The sequence below is a fragment of the Ruminococcus flavefaciens genome (genome assembly GCF_900108555.1).
In the GTDB taxonomy this organism is placed as follows: Bacteria; Bacillota; Clostridia; order Oscillospirales; family Ruminococcaceae; genus Ruminococcus; species Ruminococcus flavefaciens_P.
Genome location: NZ_FNWV01000001.1, coordinates 168,317 through 187,616, shown reverse-complemented (window position 1 = coordinate 187,616; position 19,300 = coordinate 168,317). Strand labels below are relative to the sequence as shown.

Here is a 19,300-nt window from a genome sequence, read left to right as displayed (position 1 = left end):
ATCCGCCCTTACCCATGAAAGGAAATAGATATGTCAAAGAAACCTGTAGCACTTATAATCATGGACGGCTTCGGTTATAACCCTGATACATACGGCAACGCTATCGCTGCTGCAAAGAAGCCTAATCTTGATAAATATATGGCTGAGTGCCCTAATACAATCATCGGCGCAAGCGGACTTGATGTAGGTCTGCCTGACGGACAGATGGGCAACTCAGAGGTAGGACATACAAATATCGGTGCAGGACGCATTGTTTATCAGATGCTCGTTAAGATATCAAAGGATATCAAGGACGGCACATTCGAGAGCAACAAGGCTATCCTCGGAGCTATGAACAACTGCAAGGAAAAAGGAAGTGCTCTTCACCTTATGGGACTTCTTTCTCCAGGCGGCGTTCACAGCCATATGGAGCATCTTTTCGGTATAGTTGAAATGGCTAAGAAGAACGGTCTCGACAAGGTTTATATCCATGCATTTCTTGACGGAAGAGACGTTCCTCCTTCATCAGCTGCCGAGTATATGGAAGAAACTGTAGCTGAACTCAAAAAGATCGGTCTTGGCAAGATCGCTACTATCTCGGGACGTTTCTATGCAATGGACAGAGACAACGCTTGGGACAGAGTTGAAAAGGCTTATTCTGCTCTTGTTTATGGCGAGGGCGTTCAGGAGACAGATCCTGTACAGGCTATAAAGAACTCTTATGCTAACGAAGTAACAGATGAGTTCATGCTTCCTACAGTAATTGCAGGCGGCGCACAGATAAAGGCTGATGACAGCGTTATCTTCTTTAACTTCCGTCCTGACAGAGCAAGACAGATCACTCGTTCATTCGTTGATCCTGATTTTGCAGGATTTGAGAGAAAGAATGGATTTTTCCCTGTTAACTTCGTATGTATGGCTCAGTATGATGCAACTATGCCTAATGTATCTGTTGCATATCCGCCTGAGCAGCTTACAATGACAATGGGCGAATACCTTGCAAAGCTTGGAAAGACTCAGCTCCGTATCGCTGAAACACAGAAGTATGCACACGTTACATTCTTCTTCAACGGCGGTGAGGAGAAGCAGTTTGAGGGCGAGGACAGAATACTTATAAAGTCTCCTGATGTTCCTACATTTGACCTCAAGCCTGAAATGAGTGCATATGAAGTATGCGATGCAGTATGTGAAGCAATTGATTCCGATAAGTATGATGTTATCATACTTAACTATGCTAACTGCGATATGGTCGGTCATACAGGCATATTTGATGCTGCTGTAAAGGCTGTTGAGGCTACAGATAACTGCGTTGGACGTATGGTAGATAAGATACTTGCAAAGGGCGGTGCTGCTCTTATCACAGCAGATCACGGTAATGCCGACAAGATGATGGAATCTGACGGAAGTCCGTTTACTGCGCATACAACAAATCCTGTTCCGCTTATTGCTGTTGGTGTTGAGGGTACTCTTACAGAGGGCGGCGTACTTGCTGACCTTGCTCCTACAATGCTTGATATTATGGGAGTTCCACAGCCTGCTGAAATGACAGGAAAGAGCTTGCTTAAAAAGTAAAATAAAGCGGATCGTTGATCCGCTTTTCTCATGATATGGTGTTTGTTTGTGATAACAAGTAAGCTTTTTAGTTCTGATAACTATATAAAAGGCTTTATATTGGCTATAGAGAAAAAACAGGACAGTTTTATCGGCAGGGTGTTGCTGTTTTCTTGAAAATATGTTATAATATTTTTAGTTTGTTTTAGGAGATTAAATATGTCTGGTAAAATAAAGAGTCTGACATTGATATTTTTTTCGTGCTTCTTATTATATGGCTGTAGTGAAAGCAGCAGCACAAAAATAAAAGAAAATAAAACCGATCCTGCTGTACGCGATGTATTTGCAATGGATACATTTATGAGTTTGAAAGCTTATGGAAGTGATGCTGAAAAAGCGGTCGATGATGCTGAAAAACGTATTTATGAGCTTGAAAATGAGCTGTCTGCAACATTGGAAGAAAGTGACATATGGAAGCTTGATAACTCTGACGGAAAAGCTGTAGATGTATGTGATGATACGATTACTCTTATAAAAAAGGCTATGGAGATCGGCGATAAGACAGGCGGAGCACTTGATATTACAGTTTATCCTGTCCTGAGAGAATGGGGCTTTACAACAGGCGAGTATAAAATACCCGAACAAGGCAGGATCGACGAACTGCTTGCAAATGTGGATTACCGTAATATCACCGTAAAAGATAACAGCGTGGCTCTACCCGAAAATGCACAGATCGACCTGGGAGCACTTGCCAAAGGCTATACAGGCGATGAAATAATGAAGATAATGGAGTCTCACGGTGTAACATCTGCTATAGTAAGTCTTGGCGGAAATGTTCAGTCACTCGGAAGCAAGACTGACGGTTCTCCGTGGAAAGTCGCTGTAAGAGATCCGTTTTTAGAAGATAAAGATATGTGCGTAGTAGATATAATCAACAAGGCAGTTATCACATCGGGAAATTATGAGCGTTTCTTCTATGGAGAAGACGGTAAAAAATACTGGCATATAATTGATCCAAGTGACGGATATCCTGCTGATAACGGAATTGTATCGGTCACGGTGATAGGTGATAACGGTCTTGAATGTGATGCACTGTCAACAGCTTTTTTTGTCCTCGGATATGACAAAACAGTTGAGTACTTACGTTCAAATCCTCAGTATGACGTTATAATGGTGACTGATGATAAGAAGATATACTATACAAGCGGTATTGGAGACTCCTTTCAGAATATAAGCGATATGCCTGCGGAGGTGATCTCCGTTGACTAAAGGTGTCAAAATACTTATTATTATAGTAGCTGCTTTATTTATCGGTTCTGTAATATGGGTAATACTGAGTCACAGGACATCGGACAGCACTTATGTGGAGATAGTACAGAACAATAAAGTATTATATACTCTTGATCTTTCTAAGGAAAAGGACAGAACTTTTCGTATAGAGAGCAATGACGGCGGCTGGAACGAAATAAAAATAGAAAATGGAAAGATAAGTATTTCCGATGCGGATTGTCCAGACCATACCTGCGTTAAGACTGGTGTTTTGAGATCAGAGACAATGCCGATAGTTTGTCTGCCGCACAAGCTTGTTATACGATTTGCAGAGAAGGAGCAGAGTTGATATGAAAACAAAAAGGCTCACTGAACTTGCGCTTCTTACTGCTATTGCGCTTATCATATTTATAATAGAACTGCGCATACCTAATCTTGTTGCTATTCCCGGAGTCAAGCTCGGACTCGCAAATATCGTAACAGTTTATGCTGTGTACAAATACAGCGCAAAAGAAGTAGCAATGGTAGTATTTGTGCGAGTTATGCTTGGTTCGATATTCGGAGGAAATGTTTCCGCTATAATTTATAGTATGGCAGGTGCTGTATTCTGTCTTATAGGTATGCTCGGTGTAAAGAGGATAGTACCTGTAAACTTCATATGGCTGAGCAGTATTATTGGTGCGATATTGCATAATACGGGACAAATTACCGTAGCGATCATTATTATGAGATCGTTTGCGGTCCTTTATCATTATCCCTACCTTATAATATCAGGCTGTATAGCAGGTGCTTTTACGGGAATATGCGCACAGTTACTGATCAAAAGAGGATTTACTGGTAAAAAAGTTGAGAAAAATAAGTAAATATGGTATAATACATATTGAGGTGAAATAAATGAATCCAATGAATGTATTTAAGCTGAAATCGCTTCTTGAAAGATTTAAAGAAAACCATCCTAAGGTACCGCTATTTTTCAAAGCGGCAGTTGGCAGTGTTCAGGAGGGGAGTATAATTGAAATAAAGGTCATAACTCCCGAAAACAAATCAATAGTAACCAATATGAAGATCAATCAGGAAGATCTTGCTTTGATCGAAGAATTAAAGAATATGCAGTAAAAAGGCTGCCGCATTATATGCGGCAGCCTAATATTCTATCCCCTTACGGGCGGTGATACCTTTTTCATACGGGTGTTTAACAGCAGTCATCTCAGTAAGATAGTCAGCTTGGTTTTTCAGCCATTCGCTTGGCATTCTTCCTGTCATAACGATCTCACATTTATCGGAACAGTTATTAATAAAGTCGTCAGCAAGCTCAGTATCAATGAGCTTTTTATTATATGCATCAAGAAATTCATCAAGCACTATGAGCTGAACAGCTCCGTTTTCAAGCATAGAAGAAGCTTTTTTCAGCATTTCGGTATGGCAGCGTTCCACATTTTGCTTTTCTGCGTCATTCATCTGGAATGTGAATTTATTACATTCTTCGCAGCACATAACAGTTATATTCTCTAATGATCTGAGTACATTTATCTCTGATGAACTTCCGTTTTTCAGAAACTGTAAAAAAGCAGCTTTCATTCCTGCGCCGCAGGCTCTTACAGCAAGTCCTACTGCTGCTGTTGTTTTGCCTTTTCCATTACCATAATATATGTGCAACATTTTCATCAGCCTCCAAAAATAATTATAGCATCTTAAACTTGTTTAATCAAGACTTGACAGCGTTTTTTCAAGGGATTATAATATAAAAGATGTAAATTTCAAGGAGTGTTTTAATGAGTTCAATAATTTTTTTCGATATCGACGGTACTCTTGTTACAGAGGACGAGAGAGCCATAATTCCCGACAGTACACGAGAAGCTGTCAGAAGAACAAGAGAGAAGGGAAATCTGACTTTTATAAATTCCGGCAGAACGGCATTCAATATCAGTCCGAGGGTGAAGGAACTGGGATTTGACGGATATATCTGCGGCTGTGGAACTTATATAGAGTATAACGGAGATGTTATTCTTTCGCGTACGATTGAAAAAAGCAAATGCAGAGAGATAGCCGAGCTTATGCGCGAGTGCAATGTGACCCCTGTTTATGAACATTCAGCAGGCTATTTCTTCGATGATAAGGCTCCTATGACTGACGGTTTAAAGTACTTCATGGAGGTTTTTGTTGATTCGGGTATCGACGTAAGTGGCAGGGTAGAGGACGATAACTTCGGCTTTGATAAGTTTGTTATTTGGGAAAATCCCAAAAGTGATATGGAAAAATTCAGAAACGAGATAGGTAAAGAATTTTCGATAATCGACAGAGGCGGCGGATTTTATGAGAATGTACCGCTGGGATTTTCTAAAGCTACAGGCATACAGCACATTCTCAAAAAGCTTGATATCCCAATGGAAAGAGCATATGCAATAGGTGACAGCATGAATGATCTCCCTATGCTTGAAGCTGTTCCAAACAGTATAGCAATGGGCGGAGCAGAAGTAATATACCCCTATGTTTCCTACATAACCACACCTATAGAGGAGAACGGCATAGCAAATGCGCTGACTCATTTCGGGCTTATTTGATTTCAATATGTCATTATATTGGGCGTTTATTGCTATTCTGGTCAAATATTGCGATTTTTTGATAGTTTTTTTTGGATTTTATTTGAATTGAAAAGTATAAAGTGCTATGTTATAATAATATTAAAGCCGTATGGCAAATATTATGAGAGGGTATGACTGAGTTCGGGATATACTCAGTCGAAAAAGTATTATGAATATAGCGGTTGCACAGTCAGGAGGACCTACTTGCGCTATAAACGCTTCATTGGCAGGTGTTTACAGTGCTGCACAGCGTACCGATGAGATCGACAAGGTGTTTGGAGTCCTTAACGGTATAGAGGGTATCATCAATGAAGAATTAGTTGATCTCTCGGAAAAAATCACAAGTGATGTAAGCTATCAGCTGCTGCTCAGGACTCCGTCAGCTGTACTTGGTTCGTGCAGAAAAAAGCTTCCCGATCACAGGGAAAAAAGTGATATATATGAACGTATAACAGAAGTTCTGCGGAAGTATGAGATCGGTATGTTCTTTTATATCGGCGGAAATGATTCAATGGATACGGTCGCAAAGTATTCAGCATATCTTAAAGATATGGGAATTGACGATATAAAAATAATAGGTATCCCTAAAACTATAGATAACGATCTTTGTGAGACAGATCATTCTCCGGGATTTGGCTCTGCTGCAAAATATGTCGCAGCGACTGTGCAGGAGATCACAAGAGACAGTAACGTTTACAGTATCCCGTCAGTTACTATAATCGAGACTATGGGACGCCATGCAGGCTGGCTTGCAGCAGCATCATGCTGTATAAGAGCAAACGGAGAGTCTGCGCCCCATCTGATATATCTGCCTGAGACAACATTCAGTATTGAAGGATTTTTAACAGATGTTAAGGCTGAGATGAAGAAGTACAGGGCGGTTATAGTCGTTGTATCAGAAGGAGTAAAGACTGCCGAGGGTAAGTTTGCTGCCGAAGAATATCAGTCTGGGCAGAAAGATGTATTCGGACACAGCTATCTTTCGGGAATAGGCAAATTCCTCGAAAAGCTTGTAGCTGCTGAGATAGGCTGTAAAGTCCGTTCTATCGAGCTTAACGTAATGCAGAGATGCAGCTCGCATATTGCTTCTCTTGAGGATATAAGATCATCAGAAGCTATTGGAATGGCAGCAGTAAAAGCAGGTCTTGACGGACAAACAGGCTGTATGATGACATTTATCAGAGAATCGAATATGCCTTATAGCTACAGGATCGGCACTGTTGAAGCTGCAAAGGCTGCAAATTCGGAAAAATTCTTCCCGCGCGAATGGATAAACGAAAAGGGAAATAACGTCTTGCCGCCTGCATATGACTATCTTATGCCACTTATACAGGGCGAGCTCCATGCTATAATGAAAAACGGAATGCCTTTGAATTTTGTAATATAATATTTATCAAAAACGCCCTATGTAACACATAGGGCGTTTTCATGCGCAAAAAAGCGGCTCAATTGAGCCGCTTTTTACTATTAAAGAGATTTTACATTGCCAAGCAGGAATTCCTGAATTCTGAGTGCGTCGTTTGAAGTAACGCCCTTGCTTGATGTATCAACGTCAGCATTCTTTTCGCCCTGCGCTGTAATGTGGTTCTTGTCTGAACCCTTTAAGCCGTACTTATCAGGATTTGCAAGTGACTGCATGATAAGAACGATATCAGACATATCTACCTGACCGTCGCAGTTTGCATCGCCTGCTGAAGGATTAGGTGCAGCCTCATCTGTCTTAGATTGGTTAGCCTTTGTAGTAGTTGTGGTTGTTGTTGAACCACCTGTTTTATTTGTTGTAGTAGTTGAAGCTACCGGAGCTACATCTTCAGCAGTTGTTCCGTCAGGCTCTATACCCCAGATAAGTTTATCATCTGCATAAAGTGTAACCTTATTTGTAATAGCTGAAGCAGCGTTATCGTCCTCGAAGCTTACGAGATCATCGTAGCTGTAGTCGTTTGAAGAATCCCACTCTGGGTAGATGTTTGTCTCGGGATCCATCTTTGTTGTAAGAGCGAACTGATATACACGGCTGCCGTAGAACTTACAATCCTTCCATGTTACATCAACGTAGTATGTGCCCTTATCGTCGTACTTTACAGGATCTGAAAGTACAGCGTGTGACTTGTTGTTTGTATATCCTGCCTCCTGATCGTAGTCGATACGAGGAACGATATAATCAATGTCGTAGCCTGCATCAAGGAGCTCCTTGATATTGAAGTAATATCTTGCCTTAACGTCACACTCAAATCTTGGAGGATTTGTTGTTCTGTTGTGAAGAACGAGCTTGAGCTGGATACCGTCTTCCTTTTCCTGTGCCTTACCTGCTGATACGAAGTATCCTACAGGAAGCGGATTGCCGTCCTCGTCCACCTGATCGTAGCCGATAGCATTTTCAGACATATTGAAGTCTTCGATTATGTGGTTTTCTTTTTCATCTACCTTGCCCTTAGTACCGTAGTAGTGGTAAAGACCTGCAAGGTCACCGCAGAAGCCTGCGTTATAGTCGTCGGTAACTTCGTTGTAGATATAGTCCTTAGTCTCATCAACGTGGTTATCCTTGAGGTCAGGACCGCCAACGAGAGCACCCCAGAGAGTATGTACCTGAACTATCGGATCGTCCATGCTCTGTGTAGCTGAGCAGTGTGATGAACGGTGATGAGGATGTGAAGCGAAGTTGTATTCATAACCTACTTCGTAAGAATAGCCCATCGGGTTGTTGCCGAGGATGTATTCCATCTGAGCTCTTGCCCATGGGAGGAATGTGTCGTCACCTGTTGTCTTTGCATATACGCAAGCACAGAGACCTGCAGCTGTATTGTAACGAGCTGAACCGTAACCTGAAACAACTGCCCAGCCCTTAGGTGATTTAGCGATAAAGTCGCCGCTTGTCTCACTGTCAGGGAGATCAGCGATCTTATCAGAAGTCATAGGCATATTCCAGAGATAATCGTCTCTGCCGAAATACTTATGACCGTGAACAGGCTCATAGCCCCATTCAGAACAATCAGTTGTCTTGGAACAGCCTGACCAGAACTCGAGGTTGTAACGGAAGATATACCAGTCACGTGCAGTATTTGTTATAGGAGCAAGCTTTGCGAAAACTCCGCCCCAAACTGTATCCCAGCAGTGAACCCAGATGTTCTGCCAGCAGTTACCTGTATCAGTAATGATACGCTTCATATAGCCTGTGTAAGCGTAAGAAGGCTGCTGACCTGTCTGAGCGTCTGCGTCATATGAACCACTGTCAGAAATTGGCTTAGAATCATCAACTGCGATAATATCGTCGATATAATCGTAGTTTTCAGTACAATAGTAGAGCCATACAGCAGCCCATGCAAGTTCATCATAGTCATAGCTTGATGTATAGAAACCACCGTCATAACCAAGGCTTGAGTTGCTTGGTACCATACCCGGCTCCCATTCCTCAATGTGTGTCTTTACAGCGAAATCGTAAAGAGCCTTAGCGTATTTGAGGTTTTTCTCAGCGTACTCGGGATCGGTATCCTTGAAGTTGAGGTAGTTTATAGCCAGTGAAGCGGCAGCACCTGCGCACTGATCTGATGCAGGCATTTCCTCTGTAGCGAAATAAGCAGGACGCTTAACAGCACAAGATGATGAAGCAACCATTGTGTTATCCTGCTGAAGCTCAGGAGGACACCAGTAGTTATGGTCGTTATTACCCTCTCCGACCTGATAACAGTAAGCGATTACGTTTCCGTCATCGTCCATAAATGTTGCTTTCATGAAGTAGTCATTGATCCAGCGAAGTTCATCTTCAACGTGCTTCTGGAGTCCGAGCTCTTCATAAGAGTCACGGAATTCATAATAACCCCAGCCCACAGTAGAAGCTGAATAGCTTCCCGGGAGACCGAACTTTACGTGGTCACCGGCATCGTGCCAGCCGCCTGTAAGATCAAGAGTGCCATTTCCGTCGGGATCGAGGTACTTCTTGTTCTTTTCAATGAATGACTCGCTCATATTTACGCCGACATAAAGATCCGGGTCATCGTCACCGAGATTTGGCTTTGTTTTACCGTCATCGCCTGCGCCAAGTCCCTGATCTGTCTTGAGCTGATCATCAGTCTTGCCCTTGCCGACTGTAGGCATAGGACTCATTGGCTGGAGCGGGATCTCTGCGTCGATAACGTGACAGTTTGAACGCCATGAGTAGTAACCGTCATCAGCTACCTCATCACCGCACTTGTTGGCATCATAGAAACACAGCGCGAGCTGCAATGCCTCTGCGTAGTTGTGATAGTTGTTTGTCTTGCCCTCAGTGATAACTGCGGCATTTGCGCTTGTGATGATACCGCTTGTGAGAATTGTAGCGGTAGCAGACAAGCAGGCTAATGATTTTTTGAGTATCTTCGCCTTTTTCATGTCAAATCTTCCTTTCGAGAGTAATTATTTCATGGGATTTTTCCCGTGCCTCGGAGAAAAAACCATTATAACCACATATTACTTGAGCAGATTTTTCTTTTTAAGTCTGTCAAAAACAATATTATATCCATCGTTTCCGTCTTTCAAAGAACGGTTCACTCTGCTGATCGTAGCAGTACTTGCACCTGTTTCTGTCACGATGCTGTTATAGACTCTGTGTTCGTCAAGGAGTTTAGCAACGTGAAGACGCTGAGCAAAAGCTTTCAGTTCGATGCTTGTGCAGAGATCATCAAAAAATTTATAACAGTCATCTACTGAGTCAAGTGTAAGAATAGCTTCAAAGAGCAGATCCATGCTTTCTGATTTTATTTTATCGATCATATTAATTCTCCAATCTGCCAAAAGGCGTATCAAACGATTTCCTACTTTACATTTTAACACATTATTCCGTAAAAGTAAAGCTTTTTTGCGTAAAAAATACGGCATAAAAATGCTAATATATTAAATAAGAAACTACACCTTCGTGTATATGATAGCACATTCTCAACAAAAAGTAAAGAATATTTCTCGAAGTTCGCAAAATTTGGTTGAAAGCGCTAATATTCCGCAAATATTCATATGCAATATCAATACTCCCGTATTAAAGCATAGCTTAAATTATAGCAATAATAATTTATTTAATTACAGTGAGTATGATTTGGATTATATATTTTTCCTTAGTGATATCAAAATAAAACAAGGGGTTGAATTTTTTATTAAGATATAGTATAATGATAAAGTAATGAATTTTTCGTTATTTGAGGATAAATATGATACCTACAGAAATGCGGTGATTTTATGGAACAGACCATTAAGAGTGATAAAAATATAGAAGAAGCGAATATCCTTTATACTGTTGCAATGAGAGGACTTGTTGCTTTCCCGAAAATGGTAATGCATTTTGACGTTTCGCGCAGCAAATCAGTGGCTGCTGTTGAACGTTCGCTGAAAGAGGGCGGCAAGCTTTTCCTTGTTACACAGCATGAGGCATATGTTGAAAATCCAAAGGCATCTGATCTTTACAAAGTCGGAGTTGTTGCGGAAGTAAAGCAGGTGCTGAAACTTCCGGACAATATCATGAAAGTCCTTGTAGAGGGCGTATATAAGGCAAATCTTGTAAGACTTATCGACGACGGAGAAGTGCTTAAAGCCGAGGTCAAGCGCACTCCCACATATTCAAGGGCTAAGCTTGATGAAGTTGAAGCAGAAGCACTTATGCGTTCAGTAAAGGACGTTTTTGAGCGCTATGCTTCATTCTTCCCGAGAATGCCAAAGGAACTGCTCACTTCGATAGTTACACAGGATTCACCTGTAAAGCTTTTTGAGACAGTAACTTTCAACTGTAATCTCAATTATCGTGACAAGCAGACTCTTCTTGAGGAGACTAATGTTATAAACAAGCTTTCTGTTCTTTTTGCCTGCCTTACATCGGAGGTAGAGATATTAGAGCTTGAAAACCTTATAAACGAGCAGACGAAAAACAGTATCGACAAGGGACAGCGTGAGTTTTACCTGCGTGAGCAGCTCAGAGTTATCCAGGAGCAGCTCGGTGAAGACGAGGGCGAAGAAGCTTTCGGCTATATAAATGACATAATGGATCTGAAGATAGACGAGAAGAGCAAGGAGAAGCTCCTTAAAGAGGCTGACAAGCTTACAAAGCTCCCACCGTCATCTCAGGAAGCCTTTGTTATCAAGAATTACCTTGATACTGTACTTGATCTGCCGTGGGGAAAATACACCAAGGCTAAGCTTTCTATGGACAAAGCGCAGGCAGTTCTCGAAAAGGATCATTATGGACTGAAAAAGGTCAAGGAACGTATCCTCGAATTCCTTGCAGTTCATATGCTCAATCCCGAGATAAAGGGACAGATAATCTGTCTTGCAGGCCCTCCCGGTATAGGTAAGACTTCTATAGCAAAGTCTATCGCAAAGGCTATGGGAAGAAAATATGCCCGTGTTTCACTGGGCGGCGTTCGTGATGAAGCTGATATAAGAGGTCATAGAAAGACCTACGTTGGAGCTATGCCCGGACGTATCATAACAGCTATATCTCAGGCAGGCTCTGCAAATCCGCTTATCCTGTTTGACGAGATAGACAAGCTTTGCAGCGATATCAAGGGCGATCCTTCGTCAGCAATGCTTGAAGTACTTGATGCAGAACAGAACAATGCTTTCCGTGATCACTTCATAGAAGTACCTTTTGATCTGAGCAAAGCAGTATTTATTACAACAGCAAATAATGTAGGAGCTATACCTGCTCCGCTTCTTGACAGAATGGAGGTTATCGAGCTCCCAAGCTATACTGCTGAGGAGAAATTCCATATTGCCAAGGAACATCTTATCCCGAAGCAGCTCAAGGAACAGGGATTAAAGGCAACTCAGCTCAAGATAAGCGATGATGCTATTGATGAGCTTATACAGTACTACACCAAAGAAGCAGGTGTACGTTCTCTTGAAAGAAGCATAGCTTCACTTTGCAGAAAAACTGCCAAGAAGATAGCCTCAGGAGAAGCTAAGCGAGTTTCCATAAAGGCTAAGGATATAAATGGATATCTCGGCATACGCAAATATCTTGGTGATCTTTCATCACAGAAAGATCAGGTCGGTGTTGTGAACGGTCTCGCATGGACATCTGTGGGTGGAGTTCTCATGCCTATCGAAGTTCTTATAATGAAAGGAACAGGCAAGATCGAGGTAACAGGCTCTCTTGGCGATGTTATGAAAGAAAGCTCAAAGATAGCTGTCAGCTATGTCCGCAGCATTGCCGATAAATACGGTATTTCTCCTGATTTCTATAAGGAGAACGATATCCATATCCATGCTCCCGAAGGAGCTGTTCCAAAGGACGGTCCTTCCGCAGGCGTTACTATGACAACTGCACTTGTTTCCGCACTATCTGGAACTAAGGTAAGATCAGATGTTGCTATGACAGGTGAAGTTACACTTCACGGAAAAGTTCTTCCTATAGGCGGACTCCGTGAAAAGACTATGGCTGCATATAAATCAGGCATAAAGACAGTTATCATACCTGTAGCCAATAAGCCTGATCTTGAAGAAGTAGACAAGGTTGTAAAGGACGCTATTGAATTTGTATACGCAGAAGATCTCAAAGATGTTCTTGATACAGCACTTATAAAATAAATTCAGATAAGGAGGAAACGCCGTGAAGCTGAATTACAACAAAGCGGAGTTTACCGCCGCATATGGAAAGTTCTCTCAGATCCCTGCACCTGAGAGGATAGAGATAGCATTTGCAGGACATTCAAATGTGGGAAAATCAACACTCATAAATAAGCTTTTCAACAGGAAAAATCTTGCGAGAGTAAGCTCTGTTCCGGGAAAAACAGCGACCATAAATTTTTACGGTCTTGAAAATATATATTTTGTAGATCTTCCGGGATACGGCTATGCAAAAGTAGCGAAGTCGGAAAAGGAACGTTGGTCGGGGCTTATCGAAGGATATCTCAGCTCCGACAGAGATATCAGACTTGTATTCATGCTGGTGGACATGCGCCATGCTCCCACAAAAGACGATGTTCAGATGATAAATTACCTTATAGACACGGAAATGCCCTTCGTTCTTGTACTTACAAAGGCAGATAAGCTCAACAAGACAGAGAGAGCAAAGCGGCTTGAAGCCTTCAAGGACGAAATACCGTGCTTTGAGGATATTCATGTTATACCTTTTTCTTCTCAGACATTTGAAGGTGTTGAGGAGTTAAGGCAGATCGTTGAGGATATCGCAGATGACAATGACGTCTCTGACGAATAAATTATACCTGAAAGGATGTTAAAAATGTTTGTATCCGAAAATCTCGGTGTCAACAGCGCAGGTAATCTTACTATCGGCGGAGTTGACACGGTGGAGCTTGCAAAAGAATACGGCACTCCGCTTTATGTTATGGACGAACAGCTTATAAGAAAAACTCTTCGCCGTTTCCATGACAGTATGAAAAAGTATTATGACGGAAAAGGTGAAGTTCACTATGCAAGCAAGGCTTTTTCCTGCATGGAGATGTGCAGAGTAGTTGCAAGTGAAGGCGACGGTCTTGATGCAGTTTCGATAGGTGAGCTTTATACAGCTTATAAAGCAGGCTTCCCTATGGATAAAGTCGGCTTCCACGGCAACAATAAGACCGATGAAGAACTGAGTTTTGCATTGAAGGTCGGCGTTGGACATATCATAGTCGATAATATAAGCGAACTTCACAGACTTGAAGCTATTGCAGCAGAAATGAACGTGAAGCCTGATATTATGTTCCGCATAAAACCCGGCATAGACGCTCATACTCATGACTTTGTAAAAACAGGTCAGATCGACAGCAAATTCGGCTTTGCTCTTGAAACAGGAGAAGCATTTGAAGCTGTCAAAGAGGCTGTAAACTGCAAAAATGTAAATTTAAGCGGACTTCACTGCCATATAGGTTCACAGATATTTGATATCGCACCATTTGAGGAAGCTGCAAAGGTAATGCTCGGATTTATCGCAAAGATTAAGAATGAACTCGGTTTTGAGATCAAGGGACTCAACCTGGGCGGCGGCTTCGGAATAAAGTATCTTGAAGAACATGATCCTGCTCCGTTTGAAGTATATCTCGAAAGAGTATCTTCCGTTGTCAAGGCTGAATGTGCAAGGCTGAACATAGAGCTCCCGAAAATGTTCATCGAACCCGGTCGTTCTATAGCAGCTCCCGCAGGTATAACACTTTATACAGTCGGCGCTCGCAAGGAGATACCTAACATAAGAACTTATATCTCTGTAGACGGCGGTATGGCTGACAGCCCGAGATATATCCTTTATGGTTCTGAATATGAAGCTATCGTTGCAAATAAAGCAAATGATGATCGTACAGAAAAGGTTACAATTGCAGGTAAATGCTGCGAGAGCGGTGACCTTATCGGCGAGAATATGCCGCTCCAGCACGCAGAGTCGGGAGATATTATCGCTGTATGTGCTACAGGTGCATATAATTATTCAATGTCATCAAACTATAACAGACTCCAGAAGCCTGCTGTTGTATTTGTAAACGAAGGCAAGTCGAGAATTGCTGTTAAGAGAGAGACACTTGACGATATCATAAGAAACGATATATAAAACGTAAAGGCAGGGAATATCCCTGCCTTATTTTTCTGTATATAGCCTGCCTTGCCATGTGTCAAGTTCGGCAAGCTTTTTGTCTATTCCTCCGAGGACTGCAATTTTGTCCGCACTCCACATAGGTGCAATAAGCTTTGATTTATCGCCGTCACCTGTTATGCGTTCAATAACTGTCTCAGGCGGTAATAATTCAAGCTGTTTTACGATGATATCTATGTATTCATCACGTTCTAAAAGCCTGAATTCATTATTATGATACATTATTTCAAGCTGTGTGTCTTTGATAACATGAAGCATTTGAAGCTTTACTGCGTCTGGCTTCATTGCTGCGACTTCATGTGCCGTTTCGAGCATCATTTCGGGAGTTTCAAACGGTAGTCCGTTGATGATATGCAGACAGACCCTTATGCCTTTGCTTTTGAGTTTGTAATAACCTTCAAGGAATTCCTTGTGGGTGCAGCAGCGGTTTATAAGCTTCAGAGTTTCTTCGTGACAGCTCTGCATCCCAAGCTCTACGGTAAGAGCAGTTTTTTCATTTATATCGTTTAATAGTCCGATGATATCATCTGACAGGCAGTCAGCACGAGTTCCTATGGATAAACCGCATACGTTAGGGAATTCCAAAGCTGAATAAAATAGCTCTTTCAGAACGCTGCAAGGGGCATATGTATTTGTGTTTGCCTGAAAATATGCGGCGAATTCAGCGTCAGGACCGTATTTTCGAGATATGCGTTCATATTCTTTTTCGAGCTGGTTTTTTACAGTGAGACCGCTGTGTGTGAAATATCCGCTGCCTCCGTCACAGAAAATACAGCCGCCTACACCTTTTGTACCGTCTATATTCGGACAGGTCAGACCGCAGTCTATAACGGCTTTGTATATTTTTTTGCCGTATTTGTTTTTGTTATAATAATTCAGCGTATAATAACGCTTGTTATCATTAGAAAATATAAAAGGACTTTTGTTCATTTTTTGCCTCCTTGTGTAAATATGTTACCATATCACTTTAGATTTGTCAATATTTAGTATATAAAAAATAAATATCGCAATATCTGGGCTGATTGTCTATTGACATTTTGCACAAAGTGCGCTAAAATATAAGAGTAATATTTTTTGAGGACCTGATGCTTTTATGGTGAAAAAGAATATTGTTTTAATAGGTATGCCGGGAGTAGGCAAAAGCACAGTCGGAGTTATTCTTGCAAAACTCTTAGGCTGCAAATTTATAGACACTGATCTGATAATACAGGAGCAGGAAAAGAAGCTTCTGAAGGATATCATTGCTGAAAGAGGTGTTGACGGTTTTGTTGAGACCGAAAACAGTATCCTCAGCAGGTTTGATGCGGAAAATTCAGTCATTGCTACGGGCGGAAGTGTTGTTTACGGCAAAGAAGCAATGAAAAATCTTGCTGATAATGGTGTTGTTGTTTATCTGAAACTTGATTACAAAAAGCTCAGATATCGCCTTGGCAACATAAAAAACAGGGGCGTAGTTATCCGTGACGGACAGTCACTGAGCGGACTATATAAAGAACGTGTGCCTCTGTATGAAAAGTATGCAGATATCATCATTGATGAAAACGGTTGCAACGTAGAGAAAACCGTAAGTAAAATAATGGCTGAAATATACGATCATTTGTAAGAAATAGACAATTATAAACCTACAAAAACACTGAATTGCACAATTTTCCTTTTCTATTCAAAAAGTTCTTTGACATTTAGGTAATTATGTGTTACAATGTATAGTAGGATTATTATTATTAATAATTATCAGAATTCGGTGCCGTTTATGCAGCAAAACTGCTTTGGCTTGCGGATATCGGAAAGGAATCGAAATGTCTAAAATTATTGCTATTACCTCAGGAAAAGGCGGAACAGGTAAATCAACAGTCTGTGCAGGACTTGGTTATACTCTCGCTAAACAGGGACACAGAACTCTTATAATCGAGCTTGATTTTGGCCTCAGATGTCTTGACATTATTTTCGGTGTGGAAGATAATATCAAGTATGATCTCGGTGATGTCCTCAGTGGAAAAAAGACTGCTCTCGAAGCTGTTGCTCAGATCCCTATGGCATCAAATCTTAATATTCTGTGTGCTCCCAAAACACTTACTTCTGTAAGTGCAGAGCAGATAGTAGAGATATGCCGTTCCGTAAAGAAGTATTTTGAGTACATCATTATCGACACAGGTGCCGGAATCAATTCTCATGTATTTGATATTGTTGAACAGGCAAATCTTATACTTGTTATCTCGACTCCCGATCCTGTCTGCATCAGAGACGCAAGCCTTATGTCAGATGAATTCTATAACAGAGGAAATAAGAGTCAGAGACTCATTATCAATAAGATCAGTAAACGTATCATCGGCAGTGAGCTCATCACAAACCTTGATGAAATTATAGACAAGGTCGGTGTTCAGCTTATCGGAGTTATCCCCGATGACTTCAAGATGACAGTTGCTACAGGTAAGGGCAATCCTATCCCTACTGACAGTGAGGCACTCAAAGCATTCGATGCTATATCAAAGCGTCTCGGCGGAGAATTCGTGCCGCTTACAGTAAAGACTGTATAAAAATGATAATTAATCCGCTAAGCGGGGAAAGGAAAGATATATGAAGATCGCAATTATAGCACACGACGCTAAAAAAGAGCTCATGGTGCAATTCTGCAGCGCATACTGCGGCATTCTGTCAAAGCATACTCTTATAGCTACAAATACAACAGGAAAACAGGTTAGCGAAGCTACAGGGCTTCCTATCAAAAGATATCTTAGCGGACAGGGCGGAGCTGAGCAGATACTGGCACTTCTTTCATGTAATGAAGTCGATGTTCTTCTCTTCTTCAGAGACCCTATAAACCCAAAGGCAGCAGATGTTCACGGAATGAATCTTCTCAGACTCTGTGACGTTCATAACGTACCTGTTGCAACAAATATCGCTACCGCAGAAGCATTGATCCTTGCACTCGAAAGAGGCGATCTGGATTGGCGTGAGGTCGGTAATCCGAGCATCTAAATGTTCAATTGTCCCTTCTAAAGGGACAATTTTCATGTAAAAAACAAACAGGAAAGGCTTGAAATATATGGCTATGAATATAAAACGTCCAAACGGTACAGAAGATGTTCTGCCAAAGGACGTTCACAAATGGAACACAGTCGAAAAGATAGCAAGAGAAACTGCTGAAAGCTTCGGCTTCTCTGAAATACGTATACCGACTTTTGAGAATACAGACCTTTTCCTTCGTTCTGTAGGCGAGACCACTGATGTTGTTCAGAAGGAAATGTATACCGTAAAGGCTAAGGAAACAGAGTTTACTCTTCGTCCTGAGGGTACAGCAGGTACTATCCGCGCAATGCTCCAGAACGGACTTCTCAATGAGGCACTGCCGCAGAAGGTATTTTATATGCTTTCGTGTTTCAGACATGAGCGTCCGCAGGCAGGCAGACTCCGTGAGTTCCACCAGTTCGGACTGGAAATGGCAGGAAGTGCAGCTCCTACAGCAGATGCAGAAGTTATCTCGCTTGCCAAGACACTTCTCACAAGACTCGGTCTTAAAAATATCGAGCTGTATATCAATTCTATCGGCTGTCCGACCTGCCGTGCTAAATACCATGAAGCACTCAAAGCTTATTTTGAGCCTCATAAGGAAGAGCTTTGCGATACCTGCAAGGAAAGACTTGTAAAAAATCCTATGAGACTTCTTGACTGTAAGAGCCCTATATGTCAGGAGATCGCTAAAGATGCTCCGCTTATCACAGATTATCTCTGTGAGGAATGTGACGATCACTTCAAGAAGCTTCAGACATATCTTACAAATCTTGGTATCGAGTATAAGGTAAATCCAAAGATCGTAAGAGGTCTTGATTATTATACAAAGACTGTTTTTGAATTCGTTACTACCGAGATCGGCGCACAGGGTACTGTCTGCGGCGGCGGAAGATATGATGGACTTATCGAACAGCTCGGAGGTCAGCATATCCCTGCACTTGGCTTTGCAATGGGAATTGAGAGACTTCTTCTCGTTATGGACAAGCAGGGCTGCGATTACCTCACACCTAAGAAGTGCGATATTTACTTTGCCACTATGGGCGATGCTGCACTTGAAAAGGCAATGGAGCTCACAAAGGGACTGCGTGAGTTCGGTTACTGTGCAGAGTATGACCTTATGGGCAGAGGTATCAAGGCTCAGATGAAGTATGCAAACAAGATAGGTGCAGCTTATACTGTTGTTCTCGGTGACAATGAGCTTGTAGAAGGTAAAGCAAGACTCAAGGAAATGGAATCAGGCAACGAGACCGAGATACTTCTTAACGATAAATTTACTGCAAATTTTGAGAATGAATACTTCAATAAAGTTCTCGACATAATGGACGATGAGAACGGCTCAATGTTCGCATTCACAGGGGAGGATAAATAA

At 41.7% G+C, this 19,300-nt stretch carries 18 protein-coding genes; 14 read left to right on the top strand and 4 right to left on the bottom strand.

From position 1 onward, the window contains the following. Positions 1-30 precede the first annotated feature (30 nt). From gpmI to BLW60_RS00740, 5 genes are all read left to right on the top strand, one after another. Positions 31-1,551 (top strand): 2,3-bisphosphoglycerate-independent phosphoglycerate mutase, encoded by a 1,521-nt coding sequence (gpmI, locus tag BLW60_RS00760; RefSeq protein ID WP_074714006.1) that lies wholly within the window; start codon positions 31-33, stop codon positions 1,549-1,551. A 198-nt stretch (positions 1,552-1,749) separates the two neighbouring features. Beyond that, the gene (locus tag BLW60_RS00755; protein ID WP_074714005.1) at positions 1,750-2,799 is read left to right on the top strand and encodes an FAD:protein FMN transferase; all 1,050 of its coding nucleotides are present in this window, start codon (positions 1,750-1,752) and stop codon (positions 2,797-2,799) included. Beyond that, the gene (locus tag BLW60_RS00750; protein WP_074714004.1) at positions 2,792-3,148 is read left to right on the top strand and encodes a NusG domain II-containing protein; all 357 of its coding nucleotides are present in this window, start codon (positions 2,792-2,794) and stop codon (positions 3,146-3,148) included. Before BLW60_RS00755 ends, BLW60_RS00750 begins: the two co-directional genes overlap by 8 nt. 1 nt (position 3,149) lies before the next feature. Further along, on the top strand, positions 3,150-3,662 hold the full coding sequence (locus BLW60_RS00745) for a Gx transporter family protein (protein ID WP_074714003.1): 513 nt from the start codon (positions 3,150-3,152) through the stop codon (positions 3,660-3,662). A gap of 31 nt (positions 3,663-3,693) precedes the next feature. After that, complete coding sequence (locus BLW60_RS00740; protein WP_074714002.1) at positions 3,694-3,915, top strand: hypothetical protein; 222 nt, start codon at positions 3,694-3,696, stop codon at positions 3,913-3,915. 27 nt (positions 3,916-3,942) lie between these two features. Here the strand turns inward: BLW60_RS00740 and BLW60_RS00735 are convergent, their stop codons facing one another. After that, a complete protein-coding gene (locus BLW60_RS00735) occupies positions 3,943-4,458 on the bottom strand; it encodes a cob(I)yrinic acid a,c-diamide adenosyltransferase (protein ID WP_074714001.1) in 516 nt (171 codons plus the stop codon). Between the two features lie 113 nt (positions 4,459-4,571). Here BLW60_RS00735 and BLW60_RS00730 point away from each other — a divergent pair, with 113 nt between their 5' ends. Beyond that, entirely contained in the window at positions 4,572-5,360 is a 789-nt protein-coding gene (locus tag BLW60_RS00730; protein WP_074714000.1) for an HAD family hydrolase, read from the top strand. Between the two features lie 190 nt (positions 5,361-5,550). After that, the gene (locus tag BLW60_RS00725; protein WP_074713999.1) at positions 5,551-6,768 is read left to right on the top strand and encodes a 6-phosphofructokinase; all 1,218 of its coding nucleotides are present in this window, start codon (positions 5,551-5,553) and stop codon (positions 6,766-6,768) included. A gap of 80 nt (positions 6,769-6,848) precedes the next feature. Here BLW60_RS00725 and BLW60_RS00720 read toward each other — a convergent pair whose 3' ends face one another. Further along, a complete protein-coding gene (locus BLW60_RS00720; RefSeq protein ID WP_074713998.1) occupies positions 6,849-9,746 on the bottom strand; it encodes a glycoside hydrolase family 9 protein in 2,898 nt (965 codons plus the stop codon). A gap of 78 nt (positions 9,747-9,824) precedes the next feature. After that, positions 9,825-10,127 carry a YerC/YecD family TrpR-related protein gene (locus tag BLW60_RS00715; protein WP_019678660.1) on the bottom strand — a complete coding sequence of 101 codons (303 nt, stop codon included), beginning with the start codon at positions 10,125-10,127 and terminating at the stop codon, positions 9,825-9,827. Positions 10,128-10,583: 456 nt separating this feature from the next. Between BLW60_RS00715 and lon the strand changes: the two genes are divergently transcribed. Genes lon through lysA form a run of 3 tightly spaced genes read left to right on the top strand, consistent with a single transcriptional unit; the run spans position 10,584 to position 14,880 of the window. Further along, entirely contained in the window at positions 10,584-12,926 is a 2,343-nt protein-coding gene (lon, locus tag BLW60_RS00710) for an endopeptidase La (protein WP_074713997.1), read from the top strand. Between the two features lie 28 nt (positions 12,927-12,954). Beyond that, the gene (yihA, locus tag BLW60_RS00705) at positions 12,955-13,557 is read left to right on the top strand and encodes a ribosome biogenesis GTP-binding protein YihA/YsxC (protein ID WP_074714439.1); all 603 of its coding nucleotides are present in this window, start codon (positions 12,955-12,957) and stop codon (positions 13,555-13,557) included. A gap of 24 nt (positions 13,558-13,581) precedes the next feature. Continuing rightward, positions 13,582-14,880 (top strand): diaminopimelate decarboxylase, encoded by a 1,299-nt coding sequence (gene lysA, locus BLW60_RS00700; RefSeq protein ID WP_074713996.1) that lies wholly within the window; start codon positions 13,582-13,584, stop codon positions 14,878-14,880. 27 nt (positions 14,881-14,907) lie between these two features. Here lysA and BLW60_RS00695 read toward each other — a convergent pair whose 3' ends face one another. Continuing rightward, positions 14,908-15,852 carry a tRNA modification radical SAM protein MnmL/YtqA gene (locus BLW60_RS00695; protein ID WP_074713995.1) on the bottom strand — a complete coding sequence of 315 codons (945 nt, stop codon included), beginning with the start codon at positions 15,850-15,852 and terminating at the stop codon, positions 14,908-14,910. A gap of 166 nt (positions 15,853-16,018) precedes the next feature. Between BLW60_RS00695 and BLW60_RS00690 the strand changes: the two genes are divergently transcribed. The 4 genes from BLW60_RS00690 (at position 16,019) to hisS (ending at position 19,300) form a co-directional block, all read left to right on the top strand. After that, a complete protein-coding gene (locus BLW60_RS00690) occupies positions 16,019-16,525 on the top strand; it encodes a shikimate kinase (protein WP_431768005.1) in 507 nt (168 codons plus the stop codon). Between the two features lie 193 nt (positions 16,526-16,718). Next, positions 16,719-17,456 carry a nucleotide-binding protein gene (locus BLW60_RS00685; RefSeq protein WP_074713993.1) on the top strand — a complete coding sequence of 246 codons (738 nt, stop codon included), beginning with the start codon at positions 16,719-16,721 and terminating at the stop codon, positions 17,454-17,456. A 40-nt stretch (positions 17,457-17,496) separates the two neighbouring features. After that, the gene (locus BLW60_RS00680; RefSeq protein WP_009984662.1) at positions 17,497-17,898 is read left to right on the top strand and encodes a methylglyoxal synthase; all 402 of its coding nucleotides are present in this window, start codon (positions 17,497-17,499) and stop codon (positions 17,896-17,898) included. Positions 17,899-17,965: 67 nt separating this feature from the next. Continuing rightward, on the top strand, positions 17,966-19,300 hold the full coding sequence (gene hisS, locus BLW60_RS00675; protein WP_074713992.1) for a histidine--tRNA ligase: 1,335 nt from the start codon (positions 17,966-17,968) through the stop codon (positions 19,298-19,300).

What these genes read in the sequence shown, in the direction of transcription:
- BLW60_RS00740 (WP_074714002.1), top strand. Translation starts at nt 3,694, where the DNA reads ATGAATCCAATGAATGTATTTAAGCTGAAATCGCTTCTTGAAAGATTT.
- BLW60_RS00695 (WP_074713995.1), bottom strand. Translation starts at nt 15,852, where the DNA reads ATGAACAAAAGTCCTTTTATATTTTCTAATGATAACAAGCGTTATTAT.
- BLW60_RS00720 (WP_074713998.1), bottom strand. Translation starts at nt 9,746, where the DNA reads ATGAAAAAGGCGAAGATACTCAAAAAATCATTAGCCTGCTTGTCTGCT.
- lysA (WP_074713996.1), top strand. Translation starts at nt 13,582, where the DNA reads ATGTTTGTATCCGAAAATCTCGGTGTCAACAGCGCAGGTAATCTTACT.
- BLW60_RS00715 (WP_019678660.1), bottom strand. Translation starts at nt 10,127, where the DNA reads ATGATCGATAAAATAAAATCAGAAAGCATGGATCTGCTCTTTGAAGCT.
- BLW60_RS00680 (WP_009984662.1), top strand. Translation starts at nt 17,497, where the DNA reads ATGAAGATCGCAATTATAGCACACGACGCTAAAAAAGAGCTCATGGTG.
- hisS (WP_074713992.1), top strand. Translation starts at nt 17,966, where the DNA reads ATGGCTATGAATATAAAACGTCCAAACGGTACAGAAGATGTTCTGCCA.
- gpmI (WP_074714006.1), top strand. Translation starts at nt 31, where the DNA reads ATGTCAAAGAAACCTGTAGCACTTATAATCATGGACGGCTTCGGTTAT.
- BLW60_RS00745 (WP_074714003.1), top strand. Translation starts at nt 3,150, where the DNA reads ATGAAAACAAAAAGGCTCACTGAACTTGCGCTTCTTACTGCTATTGCG.
- BLW60_RS00685 (WP_074713993.1), top strand. Translation starts at nt 16,719, where the DNA reads ATGTCTAAAATTATTGCTATTACCTCAGGAAAAGGCGGAACAGGTAAA.
- BLW60_RS00735 (WP_074714001.1), bottom strand. Translation starts at nt 4,458, where the DNA reads ATGTTGCACATATATTATGGTAATGGAAAAGGCAAAACAACAGCAGCA.
- BLW60_RS00725 (WP_074713999.1), top strand. Translation starts at nt 5,551, where the DNA reads ATGAATATAGCGGTTGCACAGTCAGGAGGACCTACTTGCGCTATAAAC.
- lon (WP_074713997.1), top strand. Translation starts at nt 10,584, where the DNA reads ATGGAACAGACCATTAAGAGTGATAAAAATATAGAAGAAGCGAATATC.
- BLW60_RS00730 (WP_074714000.1), top strand. Translation starts at nt 4,572, where the DNA reads ATGAGTTCAATAATTTTTTTCGATATCGACGGTACTCTTGTTACAGAG.
- BLW60_RS00755 (WP_074714005.1), top strand. Translation starts at nt 1,750, where the DNA reads ATGTCTGGTAAAATAAAGAGTCTGACATTGATATTTTTTTCGTGCTTC.